Source organism: endosymbiont GvMRE of Glomus versiforme (genome assembly GCF_003546845.1).
Genome location: NZ_NWVA01000002.1, coordinates 372,255 through 389,491 on the forward strand (window position 1 = coordinate 372,255; position 17,237 = coordinate 389,491).

General features: G+C 35.5%; 40 protein-coding genes. 1 reads left to right on the forward strand and 39 read right to left on the reverse strand.

Annotated features, from left to right (window positions below; translation table 4 throughout):
* Nucleotides 1-26: 26 nt before the first annotated feature.
* From GvMRE_RS05575 to GvMRE_RS05735, 39 genes are all read right to left on the reverse strand, one after another.
* Nucleotides 27-605: a hypothetical protein gene (locus GvMRE_RS05575; protein WP_147410263.1), complete on the reverse strand. Its 579-nt coding sequence runs from the start codon at nt 603-605 to the stop codon at nt 27-29.
* Between the two features lie 49 nt (nt 606-654).
* Nucleotides 655-1,053 (reverse strand): helix-turn-helix domain-containing protein, encoded by a 399-nt coding sequence (locus GvMRE_RS05580; protein WP_147410264.1) that lies wholly within the window; start codon nt 1,051-1,053, stop codon nt 655-657.
* The gene (locus GvMRE_RS05585) at nt 1,040-1,396 is read right to left on the reverse strand and encodes a hypothetical protein (RefSeq protein ID WP_147410265.1); all 357 of its coding nucleotides are present in this window, start codon (nt 1,394-1,396) and stop codon (nt 1,040-1,042) included. Before GvMRE_RS05585 ends, GvMRE_RS05580 begins: the two co-directional genes overlap by 14 nt.
* A 33-nt stretch (nt 1,397-1,429) precedes the next feature.
* Nucleotides 1,430-1,702 carry a hypothetical protein gene (locus GvMRE_RS05590; RefSeq protein ID WP_147410266.1) on the reverse strand — a complete coding sequence of 91 codons (273 nt, stop codon included), beginning with the start codon at nt 1,700-1,702 and terminating at the stop codon, nt 1,430-1,432.
* A 2-nt stretch (nt 1,703-1,704) separates the two neighbouring features.
* A complete protein-coding gene (locus GvMRE_RS05595) occupies nt 1,705-3,267 on the reverse strand; it encodes a coiled-coil domain-containing protein (protein ID WP_147410267.1) in 1,563 nt (520 codons plus the stop codon).
* Between the two features lies 1 nt (nt 3,268).
* The gene (locus tag GvMRE_RS05600; protein WP_147410268.1) at nt 3,269-3,562 is read right to left on the reverse strand and encodes a hypothetical protein; all 294 of its coding nucleotides are present in this window, start codon (nt 3,560-3,562) and stop codon (nt 3,269-3,271) included.
* Nucleotides 3,523-4,209: a hypothetical protein gene (locus GvMRE_RS05605; RefSeq protein ID WP_147410269.1), complete on the reverse strand. Its 687-nt coding sequence runs from the start codon at nt 4,207-4,209 to the stop codon at nt 3,523-3,525. The genes GvMRE_RS05600 and GvMRE_RS05605 overlap by 40 nt, the downstream gene beginning before the upstream one ends.
* Nucleotides 4,199-4,360 (reverse strand): hypothetical protein, encoded by a 162-nt coding sequence (locus GvMRE_RS13570; protein WP_172575281.1) that lies wholly within the window; start codon nt 4,358-4,360, stop codon nt 4,199-4,201. The genes GvMRE_RS05605 and GvMRE_RS13570 overlap by 11 nt, the downstream gene beginning before the upstream one ends.
* 92 nt (nt 4,361-4,452) lie before the next feature.
* Nucleotides 4,453-4,683, reverse strand: a complete 231-nt coding sequence (locus GvMRE_RS05610) for a hypothetical protein (RefSeq protein WP_147410270.1) — start codon at nt 4,681-4,683, stop codon at nt 4,453-4,455.
* 1 nt (nt 4,684) lies between these two features.
* A complete protein-coding gene (locus GvMRE_RS05615) occupies nt 4,685-4,870 on the reverse strand; it encodes a hypothetical protein (protein ID WP_147410271.1) in 186 nt (61 codons plus the stop codon).
* Between the two features lie 4 nt (nt 4,871-4,874).
* Entirely contained in the window at nt 4,875-5,189 is a 315-nt protein-coding gene (locus GvMRE_RS05620) for a hypothetical protein (protein ID WP_147410272.1), read from the reverse strand.
* Between the two features lie 4 nt (nt 5,190-5,193).
* Nucleotides 5,194-5,667 carry a hypothetical protein gene (locus tag GvMRE_RS05625; protein WP_147410273.1) on the reverse strand — a complete coding sequence of 158 codons (474 nt, stop codon included), beginning with the start codon at nt 5,665-5,667 and terminating at the stop codon, nt 5,194-5,196.
* A 134-nt stretch (nt 5,668-5,801) separates the two neighbouring features.
* Nucleotides 5,802-6,350 (reverse strand): tyrosine-type recombinase/integrase, encoded by a 549-nt coding sequence (locus GvMRE_RS05630; protein ID WP_147410274.1) that lies wholly within the window; start codon nt 6,348-6,350, stop codon nt 5,802-5,804.
* 471 nt (nt 6,351-6,821) lie between these two features.
* A complete protein-coding gene (locus tag GvMRE_RS14340) occupies nt 6,822-6,947 on the reverse strand; it encodes a hypothetical protein (RefSeq protein ID WP_281267950.1) in 126 nt (41 codons plus the stop codon).
* 86 nt (nt 6,948-7,033) lie between these two features.
* A complete protein-coding gene (locus GvMRE_RS13575) occupies nt 7,034-7,177 on the reverse strand; it encodes a hypothetical protein (protein WP_172575282.1) in 144 nt (47 codons plus the stop codon).
* Nucleotides 7,178-7,189: 12 nt separating this feature from the next.
* Nucleotides 7,190-7,456 (reverse strand): hypothetical protein, encoded by a 267-nt coding sequence (locus tag GvMRE_RS05635; RefSeq protein WP_147410275.1) that lies wholly within the window; start codon nt 7,454-7,456, stop codon nt 7,190-7,192.
* Between the two features lie 7 nt (nt 7,457-7,463).
* The gene (locus tag GvMRE_RS05640; protein WP_147410276.1) at nt 7,464-7,670 is read right to left on the reverse strand and encodes a hypothetical protein; all 207 of its coding nucleotides are present in this window, start codon (nt 7,668-7,670) and stop codon (nt 7,464-7,466) included.
* A gap of 2 nt (nt 7,671-7,672) precedes the next feature.
* Nucleotides 7,673-7,990, reverse strand: a complete 318-nt coding sequence (locus GvMRE_RS05645; protein WP_147410277.1) for a nucleotidyltransferase family protein — start codon at nt 7,988-7,990, stop codon at nt 7,673-7,675.
* 3 nt (nt 7,991-7,993) lie between these two features.
* Nucleotides 7,994-8,383 (reverse strand): HI0074 family nucleotidyltransferase substrate-binding subunit, encoded by a 390-nt coding sequence (locus tag GvMRE_RS05650; protein ID WP_147410278.1) that lies wholly within the window; start codon nt 8,381-8,383, stop codon nt 7,994-7,996.
* Between the two features lie 3 nt (nt 8,384-8,386).
* Nucleotides 8,387-8,713, reverse strand: a complete 327-nt coding sequence (locus GvMRE_RS05655) for a hypothetical protein (protein WP_147410279.1) — start codon at nt 8,711-8,713, stop codon at nt 8,387-8,389.
* Entirely contained in the window at nt 8,713-8,868 is a 156-nt protein-coding gene (locus GvMRE_RS05660) for a hypothetical protein (protein WP_216361623.1), read from the reverse strand. Before GvMRE_RS05660 ends, GvMRE_RS05655 begins: the two co-directional genes overlap by 1 nt.
* Complete coding sequence (locus GvMRE_RS05665; protein ID WP_147410281.1) at nt 8,861-9,415, reverse strand: hypothetical protein; 555 nt, start codon at nt 9,413-9,415, stop codon at nt 8,861-8,863. Before GvMRE_RS05665 ends, GvMRE_RS05660 begins: the two co-directional genes overlap by 8 nt.
* Before the next feature lie 47 nt (nt 9,416-9,462).
* A complete protein-coding gene (locus tag GvMRE_RS13580) occupies nt 9,463-9,609 on the reverse strand; it encodes a hypothetical protein (protein WP_172575237.1) in 147 nt (48 codons plus the stop codon).
* Nucleotides 9,610-9,615: 6 nt separating this feature from the next.
* A complete protein-coding gene (locus tag GvMRE_RS13585) occupies nt 9,616-9,792 on the reverse strand; it encodes a hypothetical protein (protein ID WP_172575236.1) in 177 nt (58 codons plus the stop codon).
* 1 nt (nt 9,793) lies between these two features.
* Nucleotides 9,794-9,937, reverse strand: a complete 144-nt coding sequence (locus GvMRE_RS13590; protein ID WP_172575283.1) for a hypothetical protein — start codon at nt 9,935-9,937, stop codon at nt 9,794-9,796.
* Between the two features lies 1 nt (nt 9,938).
* Nucleotides 9,939-10,427, reverse strand: coding sequence for a hypothetical protein (locus tag GvMRE_RS05670; protein WP_147410282.1), 489 nt, complete (start codon nt 10,425-10,427; stop codon nt 9,939-9,941).
* 1 nt (nt 10,428) lies between these two features.
* On the reverse strand, nt 10,429-10,659 hold the full coding sequence (locus GvMRE_RS05675; protein WP_147410283.1) for a hypothetical protein: 231 nt from the start codon (nt 10,657-10,659) through the stop codon (nt 10,429-10,431).
* Nucleotides 10,660-10,661: 2 nt separating this feature from the next.
* Nucleotides 10,662-10,943, reverse strand: a complete 282-nt coding sequence (locus GvMRE_RS05680) for a hypothetical protein (protein ID WP_147409897.1) — start codon at nt 10,941-10,943, stop codon at nt 10,662-10,664.
* Between the two features lie 839 nt (nt 10,944-11,782).
* Nucleotides 11,783-11,995, reverse strand: coding sequence for a hypothetical protein (locus tag GvMRE_RS05685; RefSeq protein WP_147409896.1), 213 nt, complete (start codon nt 11,993-11,995; stop codon nt 11,783-11,785).
* Nucleotides 11,995-12,219 (reverse strand): hypothetical protein, encoded by a 225-nt coding sequence (locus tag GvMRE_RS05690; protein WP_147409895.1) that lies wholly within the window; start codon nt 12,217-12,219, stop codon nt 11,995-11,997. The genes GvMRE_RS05685 and GvMRE_RS05690 overlap by 1 nt, the downstream gene beginning before the upstream one ends.
* A complete protein-coding gene (locus GvMRE_RS05695; RefSeq protein WP_147409894.1) occupies nt 12,212-12,568 on the reverse strand; it encodes a hypothetical protein in 357 nt (118 codons plus the stop codon). Before GvMRE_RS05695 ends, GvMRE_RS05690 begins: the two co-directional genes overlap by 8 nt.
* Nucleotides 12,561-12,869: a hypothetical protein gene (locus GvMRE_RS05700; RefSeq protein ID WP_147409893.1), complete on the reverse strand. Its 309-nt coding sequence runs from the start codon at nt 12,867-12,869 to the stop codon at nt 12,561-12,563. Before GvMRE_RS05700 ends, GvMRE_RS05695 begins: the two co-directional genes overlap by 8 nt.
* Nucleotides 12,862-13,152 (reverse strand): hypothetical protein, encoded by a 291-nt coding sequence (locus GvMRE_RS05705; RefSeq protein ID WP_147409892.1) that lies wholly within the window; start codon nt 13,150-13,152, stop codon nt 12,862-12,864. The genes GvMRE_RS05700 and GvMRE_RS05705 overlap by 8 nt, the downstream gene beginning before the upstream one ends.
* 105 nt (nt 13,153-13,257) lie before the next feature.
* Nucleotides 13,258-13,680, reverse strand: coding sequence for a hypothetical protein (locus tag GvMRE_RS05710; protein WP_147410284.1), 423 nt, complete (start codon nt 13,678-13,680; stop codon nt 13,258-13,260).
* Complete coding sequence (locus GvMRE_RS05715) at nt 13,673-13,885, reverse strand: hypothetical protein (RefSeq protein ID WP_147410285.1); 213 nt, start codon at nt 13,883-13,885, stop codon at nt 13,673-13,675. Before GvMRE_RS05715 ends, GvMRE_RS05710 begins: the two co-directional genes overlap by 8 nt.
* Nucleotides 13,885-14,094: a hypothetical protein gene (locus GvMRE_RS05720; protein ID WP_147410286.1), complete on the reverse strand. Its 210-nt coding sequence runs from the start codon at nt 14,092-14,094 to the stop codon at nt 13,885-13,887. Before GvMRE_RS05720 ends, GvMRE_RS05715 begins: the two co-directional genes overlap by 1 nt.
* Nucleotides 14,087-14,641 (reverse strand): hypothetical protein, encoded by a 555-nt coding sequence (locus tag GvMRE_RS05725; RefSeq protein WP_147410287.1) that lies wholly within the window; start codon nt 14,639-14,641, stop codon nt 14,087-14,089. Before GvMRE_RS05725 ends, GvMRE_RS05720 begins: the two co-directional genes overlap by 8 nt.
* A complete protein-coding gene (locus GvMRE_RS05730; RefSeq protein WP_172575284.1) occupies nt 14,634-14,954 on the reverse strand; it encodes a hypothetical protein in 321 nt (106 codons plus the stop codon). The genes GvMRE_RS05725 and GvMRE_RS05730 overlap by 8 nt, the downstream gene beginning before the upstream one ends.
* Before the next feature lie 244 nt (nt 14,955-15,198).
* On the reverse strand, nt 15,199-16,788 hold the full coding sequence (locus tag GvMRE_RS05735) for a rolling circle replication-associated protein (RefSeq protein WP_147410289.1): 1,590 nt from the start codon (nt 16,786-16,788) through the stop codon (nt 15,199-15,201).
* Nucleotides 16,789-16,856: 68 nt separating this feature from the next.
* Between GvMRE_RS05735 and GvMRE_RS05740 the strand changes: the two genes are divergently transcribed.
* Complete coding sequence (locus GvMRE_RS05740) at nt 16,857-17,216, forward strand: hypothetical protein (protein WP_147410290.1); 360 nt, start codon at nt 16,857-16,859, stop codon at nt 17,214-17,216.
* Nucleotides 17,217-17,237 lie beyond the last annotated feature (21 nt).

Here is a 17,237-nt window from a genome sequence, read left to right on the forward strand (position 1 = left end):
AAATATTGAAATTAAAATGGTTAATTTTAATCAATCCTTTGCTCATACAAACTAGGTTCTTTTCAAATAAAACGAGAAATAATTCATCGAGCAAGGAAATAAAAAACTCACCAAATCAATAACAAGACCAAAAATCAAATCACTATCAAAATAATCGAGTAAGTTCTGATTGCTGAAACGATAGCACCAAAGTTTCCTTTTGAAACTTCTTTGGCAGTGTCTTCTTCAACTTTTTTGGAAAGGAAGTTTAAAGGTTTAGAAGCAATACTTTTTTTGAGTTTATTATCTATTTCTTCGATTTTAGGAATATATCCTAATATTTTATCTTCGCTGGCAAAAGTAGCTTTAGTTAAGGTTCAATTGTCCTTTGGGCTAACTCTTAAAATCAACCAAGTTATCAGGAGAGCAATCAAAAAGCCTATTAAACTAGCGATAAGGGCAATATAGTTTTTACGGCGTTTTTTAGTTTTTTTTCATTGGTCGTATTTTTCGAGGGATTTAAGGTTTTCTAGTTCAGACATTTGCCGCCTCCTTTCCAGGAAAAGCAAACTCTTATTTTGTGTGTGTGTGTGTGTGTCGCTAAGGTTGGTTTCAATATTTTTCATATTTATAATTTTATTTTCAACTTCATAAAAATCTTTGATAAGTTATTTATTAATGTTTTCGAGAAGCAGTAAAAATGGGTCGAAAGGGCTTAGTTCTAGTAGTAGGAGAGTGAGAAGAATGTTTAGTTTCTGTTAATTGTAAAATTATTCCAAGGTTAGTAGCATAAGTAATCAGTCTGTCCAAAGTAAATTTATCAATTCGTCCAAAGAAGATATCTTCAGTTTCCGGAATAGTTAATTGAATACTTTTGGCAATCTTCTCTGTGGTTAGTTTATTGTCTTGTTTGTAAGTTAATATTTTTTGACAAATATCATGTTTATTCTTTTCCAAAGGGCTAGCATTAGGCATTAAGCAAATATTCTTGTAGGGAAAATTAGGGTTGGTCATTTCTTTACGAATACTTTCTACTACCTTTTTTGGAGGGCTTTTTTTTTTATTTACTTTCATACTTATTTTTTCGTTTCTTTTTTTCATAATTGCTTTCTCGATAGCAGTCGATTACCTCTAAGTAATTTTTACTGTCTTCTAGACATCATACTAAACAATAGGCTTTATTGCGATAGAATAATGGTTCACTAGCAAAATATACTCAGTGGTCATATCTTTTTCCTGATTCAGCTCTTTTTTTGTCTAATAATTTTGCTAGTTTGATAATTAATTCTTCACTAATACCCTCTTTTTTATGCTTTTGTCAATAGGGGTCAATGTATATTTCTTTAATTGAAATTCCATTAACTGTTATTGATTTTTTTAGAGGATAATAACTGTAATCAACTTCTTTTTTTAGCATTTTTTTATATGTTAATTTTAGTTTAGGCATAATTTAACTCCCACTTAAAATCCAAAGTATCAGTAGCAAAGCTACAGCAATTCAGAATAATCCGCGATAAAATGGTTCTTGTTTTTTGTAGTAATCTACTGGCTTGTAAGCAGTTTCTTGAGCTTTTTGCGAATAGGTATTGATTTGCTGGCTAACTTGATTTTCTAACTCTTCGGTTTTTTTAGCAATAGGTTGTTTAATACGTTTTTCGTATTGCTCGCTAAGTCATTCCTTCATGACTTTTTTAGGATTAACTTTGTCAAATGGATTAGTCATAATTATTCTTTTCTCCTATTCAATAGCAAAAACAAGGCAATTACTATCACTAAAATAGTTCCTAGTAATCAAGGATTAATTGGTTCAGTTTTGGCAGGCAATTTATTGGGCTTGGGCTTTACTTTAACTTTCTTTAGTTGGCTTTGTAAACTAACTATTTCTAAGCGTAGTTTGGTGAGTTCTTTTTGTTTGCGGGTTAGTTCAGTTTGATTGGCTAGTAATTGTTCATTAGTTTGGTTTTTTTGGGTAGTGAATTCAGTGGTTTGGTTGGAAAGTTCTTCTCCTTTGGCTTTGAGGGTAGTTTCTAGTTCTTTAATTTTCTGGGCAAGGGTGGCTTCGGTGTCTTTAAGTTTTTGTTCTTGTTGGGCTATTTCTTGGCTGTGAGTAAGTTTGTTTTCTTCCAGGATGCGAGTGTGTTCAGTGTTCAATTTAATTATTTGCTGCTCTAAATTAGTCTTTTCTTTTTCCCATTCTTGAAATGCTTCCTGTCTTTCTTTTAAGAGTTTTTCTTCAGCAAGTTTTTTACTTTTCTCCAATTCTTTAATTTGTTTTTCCAAAGCAGTTTTTTGCTCTTGTAATTGTTTTTCAGCTTCAGTTTTAGCTGTCAGGTCAATTTGGAGTTGATTTACTTGCTTTTGTAGGGCTTCTTTTTCTCGCTTAGAAGTATTAGTTAACTGGGTGATTTCTTGCTGTAAATTAGTAATAGTTTGTTCACTATTAGTGCGTAAATTAGTTAATTCCTGAGTGAGTTTATCCTTTTCTTGCTGGTTGGTTTTTTTTAAGTTTTCTATTTGCCTATTTAAGCCAGTAATAGTATTATTTAGGTTAGTTTCTGCATTAGTTTTGGCTTCATTTAGACGGTTGATTTCAGTTTGTTTAGCATTTATTTGGGCTTCTTTTTGCTGGATTTGTTGCTGATAACTAGTCTCCTTAGTTTCCTGTTCACTAACTTTATTTTCTAGGGTTTGGATTTTTTCTAAGAGTTCAATTTCTTTTCTTAAATGCTTAGTAGGTTGACGAGTATTATCTCGCACATTGGCTAATTCTTGTTTTTTGCGTTGGATTTTGGTGTTTAAGGGTTCACTGGGGTCACTAGTGGTTTCATTTCAAGAACCGGGCATACTAGCATTGTTTTCTTGGTTTTCATATTCTGCTAACTGGGTTTTTAGGTTTTGGATTTCTTGCTTCCAAGAATCTAAGAAAGTAAAGAGCTTCAATTTAGGACAATTTCGCACCAAGATTCAACACAATTCTGAACAATGACTAAAATCAGCAAAAGTAAGTTCAGGACAGTTATTTAAGTGAATTTGGGTTAGTTTAGTAAGTTTTTCAGATTTGATTAAGGTTACTTTTTGACCAATGGCACCTGATAAAACAAACTTTTCCAAATTAGGGAAATCATTAAGATCCATTTCTCCGGTTAAATTAACCATATTAATTTCTTCACTAGTTAAACCGGTGTCCATTGGTATCCCGCCACCATCTCTAATGGCTAAAATCTTTACGGCTTTTTTGCTTTCTGGAGTAGGAAAATTTTCTTGTAATCATTGTTGGGCATTTACCATATTAGTGGTTTCCTCCTTCTTGCTCTCTCTCTCTCTCTCTCTCTCTCTCTCTCTGGTCTACTTCTTGTTTTCATTTTAAAGTTACTTGCCAAAAAGGAATATAATCTTTATGAGTGGCAAATTTGTTGACTAAAAACTTTTCAAAGTTTTGAGGACTTAGAGCAAGAATTTTTAATACTGTTTCTCAGTTTCGGCAATTAGACATAACCTCGGTTGGTTGATTATCTAAGTTTTCTTTCCTTTCGGGTTTTTCTTCTAATCAGGTTTTAAATTCTTCGAGTTTGTATTTAGTCATAATATTTTTCCTTTCGGGTTAATCAGGCAGCTAGTAAATAAACTGCGGCGAGCAAAATAAGGGGGGGCATAATCTCACCAAGAATTAGTTTCTTTAATTTTCTTAGGATTATTTATCCTTAATTCAGCAGCTCTTTGGTAATCTTTTACTTGCTGATTTAGGTCTTGATTTTTCTGGGAGGCTTGGTTAAGTTTAGTTCTTAATTGCTTATTTTCCGTTTCTTGGCGGGTAATTTCTTGAGTAGCATCTTCAATGGTTTGTTCTAATTCTTGCTGTAGTTCAGTGATACGAACATTAGGGTCTTTTTTTAAGTTATCAATTTGTTTCTGGGCTAAGGTTAATCAATCCTGATTTACCGAATCTAACTGTTGCTCTTTTTGGTCTAATTCAGCAATGGCTTTTTGGAGATTAGTGAGATAGTTTTGTGCGGTTTGCTGACTAAAAACTAATTCTTGCTTTAGTTGCTCTATTTGCTTAGCTAAATTAGGCTGTTTCAGGGCAGGTTGCGAAGCAGTTCTTTTGAGAGGAGTAGGCGTGGGAACCAGAGGAATATCTCCTGAGCTTTTGCTGCGTTTGAGTTGGCTAGGTTTGATTCCCGGCTTCACTTTCTCTTGGAGTTCTTTTTGGTGGGCTTGTTTAGTCATCATTTTTGGCGTTTTTTAATTCATTAATTTGCTCTTGCAAGGCATCTAGGTCTTCTTTTCAAGGCTTAGTTTCAGGAGGTTTAGGAGCATTAGTGTTTCGGTAATAAAGGTAAATTACTAGCAATATCAGCAAGATTATCAGGATAATAGTCATATTATTTTCGAGTTTGTTTTAAATAGCAAGTTCAGCAAATATCAATTCAGGGACTAGGGAAGACGTATTTCTTGTGGCAAAAGAGGCAAGTTTTAGGCATTTGGATTAGCAGTTTTTTCTAGTTTTTCTATTTTGGCTTTAAGGGCATCAAGTTGTTTTTGTTCTGAACCGTTTTTCTTTTCTAAACTAGCGGTGCGAGCACTGAGTTTAAGATTATAACCGAAAAACATGGCTAATAAAAAAGTGATAACCCCAAAAGCTCCTCAGGCAATTTGCAAAGCTAATTTGCCATTCTGGGCGGCTAATTCACAGCAATCAATCATATTAAACTTCTCAAACAATTTTAAAAGTAACACCCAGAACACCACTCCCTAAAAAAGCAATTCCTTGAAATGGTCCACTATATCGGCAAATAAAACATTCCTTTTTACAGTTATGAAGAATAACATAAGCAACCAGTCCAGTTACTGCTAAGGCTGCCGCAGTTCAAACAAGTTTTTTTTTATCCATAGTTCTATTTAGATTTAATAAATTCGCTTAAACCTTTGCCTAATTGTTCATAGCCATCTTTGATTTTTCGGGCTGCTTTGGCTCGAGCTTGGGACATTTTAGCATTAAGGGCTAGGGCATTGGTTTTACATTCATGGGCTACTTGAGTGATTTTTTTAGGTTTGATTCCTTTTTGGCAGCAAGCAGACATGCATTGAAAGTAAGCGGCAGGGTTTTTGGTTGGTTTGGCTCTAACTAGGGCAGTGGAGACTTTTTTGGTGATTTTCTTTTTTACTGCCTGGCGAGCAGTTTTTGGTTTGGTTTTTTTTATTTGAGGCATAGTTTTAGTTTTCAGTTAAGTTTTCGAGGTAAGAAGGGTCATAGCAATCATAAGCTTGGAGACTTCCATTGATGCCTTTAATTACCACTAAGAGGTAATGAAAAGTCACTAGTTGAGCAGCATAATCTACCTCAGCAGCATCTCAGTTTCCAGTAGTTATTCTTTCTTGAAATTCTTCGTCATCGTTGAGATAACTAGGAATCTCATCGCGAAGAATAACCCGAAAATCAGTGTCTTTGTCGGGCAGAAAACCCACCTTTTTGCTGAGAGCGTCGATTTTTTTGATGCCACCAACATTTCAGTTATCTTTGATTAAATTGACATTGTGAAGCGGGATATTTTGGTTAAGGACTTCATAAACTCTTTGCTTGGATTGTTCTTCGACTTCATCCCAGAATTGTTCTTGGACTTCTTCAGCAGTGAGACGTTTGGGTTGGGAGCGAGAGTTTTTAAGCTTGGGTTGGTTTACTTTTGGCATTAGTCTTTTTTAATTCATTTAGTGTAAGCGTAAGCAAGAGCAAGACCGGCAATTATTCCGATAGCGAGGTAAGTTATTTTTGATTCTTTTATTTTTGTTGGGAACATAATTTTTTTCTTTTAGTGCTTTTTAGATTAGCACAAAAATCCTTTGCGTTGGAGACTGTTGAGCAGAAAACGAGTGTCTTTTTTTAAATAGCGTTCAGTGGTTTGAAACTGGGAGTGACCAAGGAGTTGTTGGATAGCAGGAGGCTCTAAGTGAAAATCATAATGGAGAATAGAAGCAAAAGAACGACGGAGAGTGTGGGGAGTAATCTTTCAGGACAGGTTTAATTTTTGGGACTGCTTTTGGAGATATTTTCAAATAGCTATGCGGGAGATTTTAGTTCACTGGTCAGGTTCTTTTTTTTGGCTTTTTAGGGCAATGTAAGGGTTATTCAGCAGGTTAAAAACTAAACGTTCTTTTTGGCCTTTGCCGTAGACTACAAAAGCAGGCTTATCTTCTACGAGTTTAGTTTTTCAGGTGAAGTTGATGGCTTCACTGACTCGGAGACCAAGATAGCCCATTAAAAGGATTACTTCTTTAACTTTATCGGTTCTTTTGGGGAGAGAGAGGTGAGAAGGAGTTTGGCAGAGAGTGGATAATTGGGAAAGGGTTAAAACTTGTTCGGTTTGTTTTTTCATAGTGAATTTGTTAACTAGGAAATGTTAACTTAGTGGGAAGGAGGAAAAAGGGCTTTTGTTAACTTAGAGACTGTTTTTGGTTAATTTCAGGCTAAAAAGTTAACAATATTGGCTATTGTGTTAATTTTTTTTTTGCTGGGGAGAGGGAGAATTAGGAAACCAGTATAATGAAAATAATTTTTTAGTAATCCCAAATTAGGCCTGGATTAAAACGTCGCATAAAGAAATGCTAAACTAATTTTTTACTCCCCAGCTTGATTGCTGGGAGAAAGCTAACTAGGAAGCTAGGGCTTGTATGCTATATATCGTTCAAAGGTCTAGTTTTTATCTCCCAGCAATTTTATCTAACAGTTTTAATATTAAATGGCAACAGGGTTAGAGAAGTATTGAGGAGAGTTTCTACTGTTTGTTGGATTAGGAACCCACAAGCTACTGCTAGTAAACTACAAAAGATTAAACTTCCGGTGGACATTATCAACCCCCTCCTAAATAATGGTTCAATTGTCTAAACTGTCCTGCTCCAGTGTGAACTCAATGGCGAAAGTAAAAGCCCGCTATCAGGCAAATAGTGAATCAGATAAAGTATTTATTTGGCATATTATTTAGATTTTCATTTATTTCAGGCGTAAGCAATGGCAAGGCCAGCGATTACTCCGATTGCAATATAGGTTATTTTGCTTTCTTTAATATTCATTTTGTTCGTTATTTTCTTCGTAAGTGTGGCGGAAAGTAATGGGGTCTTCTTTTTTGCTTTTATAAAAGGCTATAGCATAAGGGATTAGTAATCCTGCTACTATGCCTAAGGCTAAGTATTTAAGGTTTTTCATATTTCTTTTATGCTAAAATAAACAGGAGACTTTGTCTTCATAATTTATTAGGGTTCATTCTGATTCAGGTTGGTAAGTGAGATTAGGAGGCTTTTGTTGACTTAATTCTTTTTGTCAGGTTTGATTGCCATAACTGATAAGGGTTTGACTAGCTTGTTGGCTAAGTTGAGAACCAATTTCATAACGATAATCTTGGGTAAAGGTTGCATAAGCAGAAGTAGCACGGGAAGTAATTGTTAAGCCAATTATGGCATATTTAAGTATTTGATATTTATTCATGATTTAGTTATTTTGGATTGCAGGTAATGTCTTTAAGGTAGCTAAAGCCACATTTAGGATAAGGGTTAGTTTTCACTAGCGGACAGGCTTGATGTTGGATAATGAAGCTAGGGAGAATGATTAGGAAATTGGATTGAGTTAGGTCTTGTTGGGTGATAGTTTGTTGGCAGTTAATACAGAGGATAATTATAGGAATAGTGAGAGTTGGTTTCATTATTATTTAGTAAGTTGTAGAGAAGTAAGAGGAGGGAAAATTAAAGTTAAGTCTTTTTTGATTTTTCTTTGAAAGGCAGGACGCATATCATCTCATTTCACTAATTCTACTACAAAAGGTAAGTCTGATTCAGTGAATTCTTCTTCAACTCGGCAAATAATTTCAGCAGGAATATCTTCTTTGTAGCAAAGGTCTAAATCAGAAAACTTTTTAGCAGTTCCTTTTATTCGGGATCCATAAGCATAAAAGTAGCAAGGATACTGTGCCAAGATTTTTTGAATGATAAGATAATCTTGAGTATTCATTTGAAGGGTTGGCATATATTAGAGTTTTTCTAATTTTTTAATTAGAGAGTTAAGGTTTTTGAGAAATTGAGGCAAAACAGGATAAACTTTTTCCATGATTTGTTCTTGATATTCGTGGACAGTGATATTTCTTTTTTTCAGATAAACAAATCAAGTTTTCGGGTTGGAAATTCATCCTTGCTGAGCTGCTAAACGAAAAGTTTCGCGAGCACTGGAAGCTTCAACGCCATAAGCGAAAAGAACTTTTTTTAAAGTTTTTCAAGTTAACTCATAACAGACTTCAAAGGCTTGAATTGTGCCGGCAATCTCTAATTTAGTTTCAGCTTCTTGGAGAGCTTCAGCAAGAAAATCACGAGCAGAAATTAAATGCTCAATATCTAACTCACCATCAAGGATATATCTAGGCATATTTTATTTTTTAACTTCAAACAACTTTTGCTCAAATTCTTGTGGTTTCAAACTCACTACATAAGGCACTAAATAACCCACTAATCCTCCTAATACTAAGTATTTTCATTGAATACCTTTGGGATTATCTTGCCAAAAGTAGGCTAAGGCTAAAAGCAGAAAGACTGCTAAAAGTATGGCAATAATAGCTTGCTGAGTGTTGGCTCCCCGGGCAAAGTTTTCTTTTAAGAGTTCTTTATATTCAGTGCTTTTGGTTTCAATAGTGGGTTTTATTTTTTCATCATAAAAGTTGCTTAAAGCTCCTTTGAAATCAGGTAATCCTCAAGTCATTAGTTATTAGTCTCCTGTTTTCTGATATAATGGTAAACAAATATTCCCACGATTGCGGTGGCTATTAGAGCATAAGTGATTAGTTGGGCAGTTTCAGAATGTTGAGGAGCCAAGGATTTTAAACTACTGGTTAATTCATTAAGATTATTAGGCACTGTTAGTGTTGGTTGGTTCTGAATTATTAGCATAACTTTCTTTTATTTCTGGAGGCTGTTCTGGAGTTGCTTGCTGGTTCTGCAATTGTTGGGCTTTGGCTTGTCGCTCTTGAAACTTAACTGCTTTATCAGTTGCGTTAGCAAGATTAGGATTTAAAGGTTTGTTTTCTTGGGCATAAGGAGTTCAGTAAGGTTCTGGTTTATAGTTAGGCTTAGGAGTGGGCTTAGTTTCCGGGGCAGGCTTTGTTTGATTAGCAGGCTCCTTGGGACTTTCACTCTCATACATCTCCCTAAACTTTCAGTAAACTGCTCCTCTTTTATCTAAGCGTTCAGTGCCGACAAATTTTTGTTCAGCAACTTTAAGAATGTAAATGGTTTGGCCCTCTTTAGTGTCTTTTCAGAGCAGGATACGCATTTTATTAGGGTCAATTAGGTGACATTGGCAAGTGACACTAGCGAGCAGTTGAGGCTTTTCTTGGAGGAGTTGTTGTAATACTTTAGTGATTAGTTCTTCGTTGGCTTGATGGATTAGTTCAGGATTATTCATAGTAGTTTAGAGGAGTTTAAGGACAGGTGGCAAGTTTTTAAGTTTTTCTAATCTTCTTTCTTGGCAAATAATTTACCAGTTACTTTTTGGATTAAGCCGGAGTTATAGATAAAGTATCCGACGGCTAATCCAATCGCAAACATGGCTAGTTTACCAGTGGCTCAAGATTTTAATGTTGATTCTTCGTTGTTCATGGTTTTTTATTTTTTCAATTGGACAATAGCTAAATAACCAACGCTGGCTAAAACGGCAATGACCGAAACGCCGACTATGGCATAGGCAAAGGAGGTTTTAATGTCTTCCCGATAGAGGATTTCTCCCCGACGGACATTAAGGGAGGGATTTTTAAGGTTTTCTTGATTTTCTATTTGGGGCATATTATTTTTCTAATTTGGTGAGGATTTGGGACAGGAGTGAGTTATTTTGTTTTAAAAGGGCAATGATTTCTTGTTGGCTTTGCTTTTGGGAATAGGTGAATTCAGTGATTTTATTTATTAGAGGTTGAGTGTCAAGGTTGAACATATTAGTAGGTTTCTTCTTCAGTAGGCAAACGAGGGTTAGGGTTATTGTATTCAATAGCTTTGTGTTCTTTGGAATGAGTTAACCGCAGTGATTGAATATTTTGGACTTGGGAAATAAGGTTAGTAAATTGCTGGGAGGCATTATTTTCTAAGCTTTCTAATTTAGTTCAGAGTTGTTGTTGTCTATTAAGGATTTGCTGTTGTGTAAATTGCAACTGTTGAACTCCACTTAAAATGTCGGCTAATACTCCTACAGGTGGTATCTTTTGTCCGGTTAACATTTCTAAACCAACTGGGATTCAGGGAATGAGTTGGAGAAACTTTTCTGGAATTTGAAAGAGACCTTTTTGGGTTGGGGGCTGGGTTTGCTGGCTTTGTTCAGTAAATTGGCTTTGATTTTGGCTTTGATTATCAGTAAACTGACTATTTTGGTTAAAGCTATTTTGCTGGCTATTGGGCTGATTAAAAGCTTGATTATTAAGTTTTACCATGTTATTGGGCTAGTTTAATTACTGAATCAGCTGCAAAGAGTAAACCACCAATCGTTGACAAGTGAGTAATGCCTTTTTGTAGCACAGGAGAAGTTTTCAGTTTTGGAATGAAATATCATAAAACACAAAGGACTAAGGCCACTATTAGCAATACATGTCTTTTTTCTCATTTTCATTTAGCAGAGTATGGGCTGGTTTGAGAAGAAGTTGCTTTTTTTTGTTGGTTTAACATATTTAGCGATTATATTTCTTTTCTAAGGCTTGATTGAGGGCTTGTTTAAGTTTGCTACTAGGAGTGAATTTAAAGCGATAAAAGACATAAGCTTGACCACGAGGCTTTTTTAAATAACTAGTAGTTTGCCCTTCAGTCTTTTTTAGAGAACCAAAGGAACCTAGTGTTCCGATTTGAACAGTTTCATTAGTTTTGGCTTTTATTAGGCGGGTAAATAAGTCTTGGGTGACAAGGGAATAGGCTTCTTTTATTTCAGATTGAGTGTAATTCGTTTTTGTTGGCATATGGGTAAATATAGCAATTGTCGACTAATTTCTATAGTTTTCTTTTTAGAGATTGGGTGAATGCCTGAAGGGCTTTTTTTGTTGTATACAACACGGGGACAATAATGCATACAGAGATTTTAGTTGATTTTTGGTGATGAGAATTTGGAGAATTTTTTGTTTGTCATTTTTTGACGTTTGAAATCAGGATAGTTAAAGAATGTCTGTTATCTATTATTCTTTAACTAATTAGGTGGTTGACATTTAGGGGTTTTGTTATCTCATGAGAAACGTCAACGTTTGACTATAACCAACTCCAATTCTTAAATAACGCTTCGTAAGTAAACTTACTATGCTATTATACTAAGCCAAAATAATATACTAATGTATATTTAAAAGGTAAAAAGGGCTATTTCTAGGCTAAAACAAGCCCAAATTAAAACTGTTCTTTCCCTATGGGACTTAAAAATTGAATTAAAAGAAAAAGGCTGTTCTCCTTCTGAGAAACTTAATCACTAAAATAAAAAAGCAAGGACTTTGATGGGTCTCCCGTTTTCAGCTTATAATACTGTCACCTAATCACAGAGCTATGGCTGAACCAAGTTGTTTTCAGTTCCGTTCAGGATGGTTCAATTGGGACATCCTTTGCCAATTAGGTTAAAGTTGGGTTCTACGGTTAATTAAGTGGTTTCAAAGACTTTGTTATTCTGAGAATAACTGTTCTGAGGGTAATTATTCCCTCAAAGGAACCAGCAATAGATTAATAGACAATAAAAACTTCTACTCATGTTTTTATTTGTTTTGCTGGCTCCAATCAGGGAGTAATTAAAAGGAGGGTTTACATATTTCCTCGAAAGGCATTATTTACCTTCTCCTTTCACTTGTTCTCATTTCTGTGTTTGCTTGTTTCACTCTCAGAGATTAGTTATTAAAGGAGGAGTTTTTTTGCCCGCACAAAGATAACAAATAGCTCCTAGAGGATTGATTAATAAGCGTCCTTTTAGGTGGTCTTTGGTACCAATTATTTGCCAAAAATCACGACAGATTTGGCATTCAATTCTGAGATTAGACATTACTTCTCTCCTCCTTTACTTACTGCTTTTCAAATCAAGCATAAACATTCTAAACAAAGTAAAATCTTTTTTCCTAATTCTATTTTCTCTCCTTGGATAATGGCTTCAATTGGCTTGCGATAAACTAAAATTTTCTTTTTATTTCAGCATTGAGAACATTCTCCTTGATTAATTTCAAGTTCAATAAGAGGACGTTTGATTTCAAGAGTGTAGTATTTAGTCATTATTTCCTCCTTTCAAGCGGTAATAATGAGCTTCTTGTTTATGCTTTTCATCTTTACACTGCTCATTAAGCACTACTAAATATTCCCCGCAAGTTGAACAGAAACCTTTAGCAAAATCTTGTTCTTCTTCTTGTTCTAGTTGTTGGTTAAAACAGTCTCAAGAGCAATAGTAAACACTACCAGCATATTGACGACCATACTTTTGGGCATTATTAGGTGGGTTGTTTATTCCGACAAAAATTTCTTTCACTATATTGTGGGAACCTTGGTAATGTTTTTCCTCAATTCATTCATTTACTGGAGGCTTGACTTTTAGGTTTTGACAGACTAAGCATTGTTTTTTATTCATGCTTGTTCCTCCACTTTCCATTAATCTTTTCCACTTCATCTTTTGCTGTGAAAGTGAAGATTAGAGGGTATTCTCGGGGTAAATCTTTGCGGTAATAAGTAAATCAAGGGGACTCTTGGTCTTTATAGAATGCCCGTATTTTTGTTTCATAGATGGTAAAAGATATTCAACCCTGCTCTAACTTAAAGCCTTGACTTCCAAAGCTGCCTGTGAAGGTTCTGGTTTCATCTATTTCATTTCAATATTCTCCCTTTTGGTAAGCTAAGATGTTTTCGAGATAATTAAACTTGAATTTAAGCATTTTCCTCCTTTAACTCTTGCCAGTTGTGTAAAATAAAACCATTTTTCTTCTTTTCAGCTCGGAATAAATAACGCTTATCAGCATAGTGGCTATTAGTGATAGCTCTCCAAAGAGTTTGGTTCACTAAATTAGAGTAAACAAAAAAAATGTGAGTTTCTTCATTTTCCGCTAAGACTTTCAGCCGATAGTAAAGATTGCCGTAAAAAGGAATGCGTTTATCACGAACTTCTTTAGGTTGTTTAGAGATGATTTTGCCGATTAGTTCGGAGAGGTTTTTAGTCATTATAGTTGTTCCTCCTCACAATTAGAGCAGGGTTTATTTGATTTTCAAGGTTGAAAGAAGTTCTTTCAGCCTAATCATTGGTGGCATTTGGGACAGTGGTTATATTTATTCATGATTGTCTCCTTTCTTTTCAATTGGCAAAGTGGTGATAATTCCATTGGTTATGTCTTTTCCTTCAATTGACACATGAGTACTCTGGGGATACATGCTGAGTTTAATGTCTTGTCTTTTGACCCGTTTGGATAACTCTTCAATAATTTCCACATCGGAGATTTCTTGGAATTTAATGTTTAAAAAATTGCTTCTTTCATCTTTTTCTTTTACCAGTCTTCAAAGCTCTCCTTCTAACTCTTTAAAATAATTCTCTTTAGTAAGTGATAAATCTCCGACTTTGATCTTATTAGTGTAATGTATGGTTCATTCTAGTAAATAACAGTCTTGATTATCAATTCAAAAAAAGATTTCTTTGGTTCTTAGTTTTTGTTCTAATTCTTGGAGCAATTCTAGGGTAGTTTTGTCTTTAAACATCTTGCCCTCCTCAATTAATACTTGGTTTCTTGCCTTTCTTTACTTGCTTTTGTTGGCAAGAATGGCAAGTATAAATGAAATAATTGTTGCTATTGAGGTGAAACTGATTATCAACTCAGGCTCGACCACAGCCATTAGAAGTGAGTGGTTGGACTTGCTTTGGTTTGATGGCTAGAAAACTAAAAGGGCTTTGGTTGGTTTGCATTATAGTTGTTTCCTTTCAATAGCTCTATTTCGCTGGTCAGCAATGGCTCTTTTGGCAAGTTTGCCGATTAGTTTACGATAGTGCTTAGCATTAAAGGGCTTTATGGGTTTAGTTTCTTTAATGGGCGTTGATTTGGGCTGGGGAGCGGGCTGTTTTTTGGTTGGCTTGGGCTTGAATCAGGATTTGATTTTAACTCAAAAGTTACTCATCTTCTTCCTCCTCAATTTCTTTCTCTTCACGATAATCTTCTCAAAGTGATAGTTTGGCTTGTAAGCCATTGGGGTGAGTGATTACCAGTTTTACTTTGTCAATCTCTGCTTCCAAATCGTCGGTGTTGCTAGAACCTCACAGTTCATCATCCTCTTCATTCGGCAACCAACTTTCGTCCAAGGGGAGAAAACTTTTCAATAGTTCGATATCTCTTTTGATTGCGTTCCTTAATTTGGCTTTGCTGAATTCAGAAAAGTCCTCGTCATAAGGATACTTTCATTGCTGGGCTTCTTTTTCTCTTTCGGCTCTTTCTTGCATGGCTCTGAACTTTTTATCTCATTCATTTTCCTGATAGGGAGGATGCTGGGGATTCTTACATCTTAAATAGTTGGTTTCAGGAAGAGAGCCATTTCTTCTTTGACAGCATTCAAAACACCTGTCTTTGCAAATGGTATTTGCTTCTTTTTCGCATTTCTTGCCAAAACCAGGCGGGAGCCAGGCATTACATTTTTTTATTTGATTTTGGTTGGTTAGTTTTTTATTCATGCTGGACCTCCTTAGGTTTTAGAGAGTGTTTTCTCTGATAGTGTTTTTCTATAGATTGGCTGCCTTTTGCTGTAAAAGAACAACCATAAAAACAAGGGATTTGTGGTTTAGTTAAAGCACAGATTTTACATTTGCGGGGTGGTTTACCAGGAAATTTAATTCAGCCGCTGCCATCACCACATTCAGAACACTGATTTTGTGCGTATCTGTTGCCATTTATGGCACAATTACGGCAATAATCATAATTATCTTGTTGGTAGCAAGTGAAATATTCACTACAGCCTGAACAGGATTTTTTTATTCTTTTAGGCATTTTTTGCTTCCTTTCGTATTTAGCCGTTGAGGTTCGTGGTCGGCCAACACCCCGTTTTGGTTTATTTCTTGTTCTGTTTTCATACTTTTTGCTTGGCACCATTTTACAGTTGGTGCCAGAACTGTTGGTTGCCTTCATCAGAAATAAAGAGTGATTGGGCAAGCAGGCAACCAGGAGGGGCAGATTACTCTTGCTGTCAGAAACAAGTAGCTTCATCCTTAAACTCACCCAGGGTCATGTGTCTTTACATCCTAGCTCCTCCTTGTTCATTTTTTCAGGGAATATGATAATTTAGGTTTCAGTGATTTAGGTAAGCATTACGGCTTTGAATGGGATTAAAGAAGCGGTTATCTTGGAAGTTTTGTTTTTCTTCAACATCAAGAAACTTTTGAGCTTGTTGGTCCAGATTAAGCACGAATTCTTTGATTAGAGGGGCAGTTTCTTTGCTGAATTGAAAGTGGAGAACCGATTTGGTTTGGAAATGGTTGTAATCTAATTGGTCACATTTGGAGCCATTTTGAGGAACTCTAGGCTGTTCTAAGGGTAAATTAGCGAAAGCAGCTTTTTTACAGAGCAAGAGAAGGCTGGTTATTAGGTATTCTTGGAAATCAATCGGGGCTATTTTGATTGCTGGTTTGCGGCGAAAAGCTAAGTTTTCTTTTAGCTTGGTTTTTTGGGCTAGTTTTAAAAGCGGTTGCGTGCTTAGCGAGTGATAGACTAAACGATAACTTTTTTTGATGATTAAGGGCTTGGCACAGTGTCCTACTAATTGTTCATTAGTGCGATAGTAATAGGAATTGTCTTTTTTTCTAAATAAGTGTTGATTTGGAGATAGATATTGACCAGTTAAAGCGTCTAGTTTAGAGCCATTTTTAAAGATGGCTTCTTTTTCCTCATATTCATAGAGGTTTTTGAAGAAACGGTAAGTTTTATGCTTGGCTGTTAAGCCATGTTGCTGATAAAGATTGCGTAAGTGGAAACTTTTGCTTAAATATTTGGCTAAGTATTGGCTAATTGTTCTCCGACCTGTGCTGCGACTTTCTACTCGACCTCAGGGTCATAACTTGCTGATATAAGCCCGACAGTTCCAGCAAGATTTAAAGTTTTTGCTTAGAGTGCAGTTGTGGCTATAAGGCACGATTGGTGTGGAGAGGAAATGAAAGTGTCAGTGTCCATTTTTCTGTAATTCCGCAATTACTACTCATTTTCAGTGTTGAGGTTTGAAAGTGTGGCGAACTTTACGGAGGAATTGGCTTAGAATTGTGCTGGCTAGGGGTCAATTACTGGCTGTTTCTGGGGAGGTTTTGAGGATTTTTACTTTTAAGGGTTCAGCTTTTTGGTCAAAAGATTTGGCTCAGTTTCTTAGTCAAGGTAATTTTTTGGTTAATGGCTCTCAACAAGGGTCTTTTTGGCTTCAGTTAGTAGTGAAAGAATACAGGTTATCTTGGGTGGTGTTGAAAGTGAGGGTGAGGAAAAGTAAGGGGCGGGTTTCAGCTGTGCCTTCAAAGTTGGCTTCTATTTTGTCTTTGAAAAGGGTGTGTAAGCGTTTTTCTTTGCTGGAAAAGAGGGCAAAGTAGTGGCAGTTTTGGGCGTCTTTGCGGCAGTCAGTAGGGAGTTGGTTTTGAGAGTTATTTTGGATTGATTTAGTGGGTTTATTTTTGTCTTTTAAATAGAAACTTTTAGCACTATTTTTAGATATGCTTACATATGTGCGTTGGGTGCTGGGGATTTGTTTAAAAGAAAGGGTTAAAACATTGAAATCTCGGTGGTCGCTGATTAGAAATTGGCGTAAGTTTTCTTTGGATACTTGCTTGATTTTAGTTAATGCGTCCATGAGGATTTTTGGATCTTTTCAATTGGAATTTTTTAAACTTGTAGTTATGTTTGCATTAAAATATATATATGATGAAAGTTAAGTTACCAGTAAATATTTTAAAAGCCGTTTGAGGCATTGCAGCAGTTATGGAAACCGGAGCTTGGACTACTAAGCAAACTGCTTGAGTAGGAGAAAAGGTTGCCCAAGTTGCGGAGAGTGTTTCCCACTATGCTAAGAAAGGTGCAGAAGGAATAAAAAATTTAAATGGTTGGGTGGAAATCAATGCCAAAACAGTGAAAGAACAAGCTGAACAGTCTATAAGAGAAGATGAGTTTGAAAAACTAAACCAAGAAATTACTCGTGATCCTGCTAAATTAAACAGTTTAAAAGAAAACCAAGATCCTGAATTCTCTGATTGGGTGATTGTTGAACACCAAGAAGGATAAAAACAAATACTTTATAAAAAT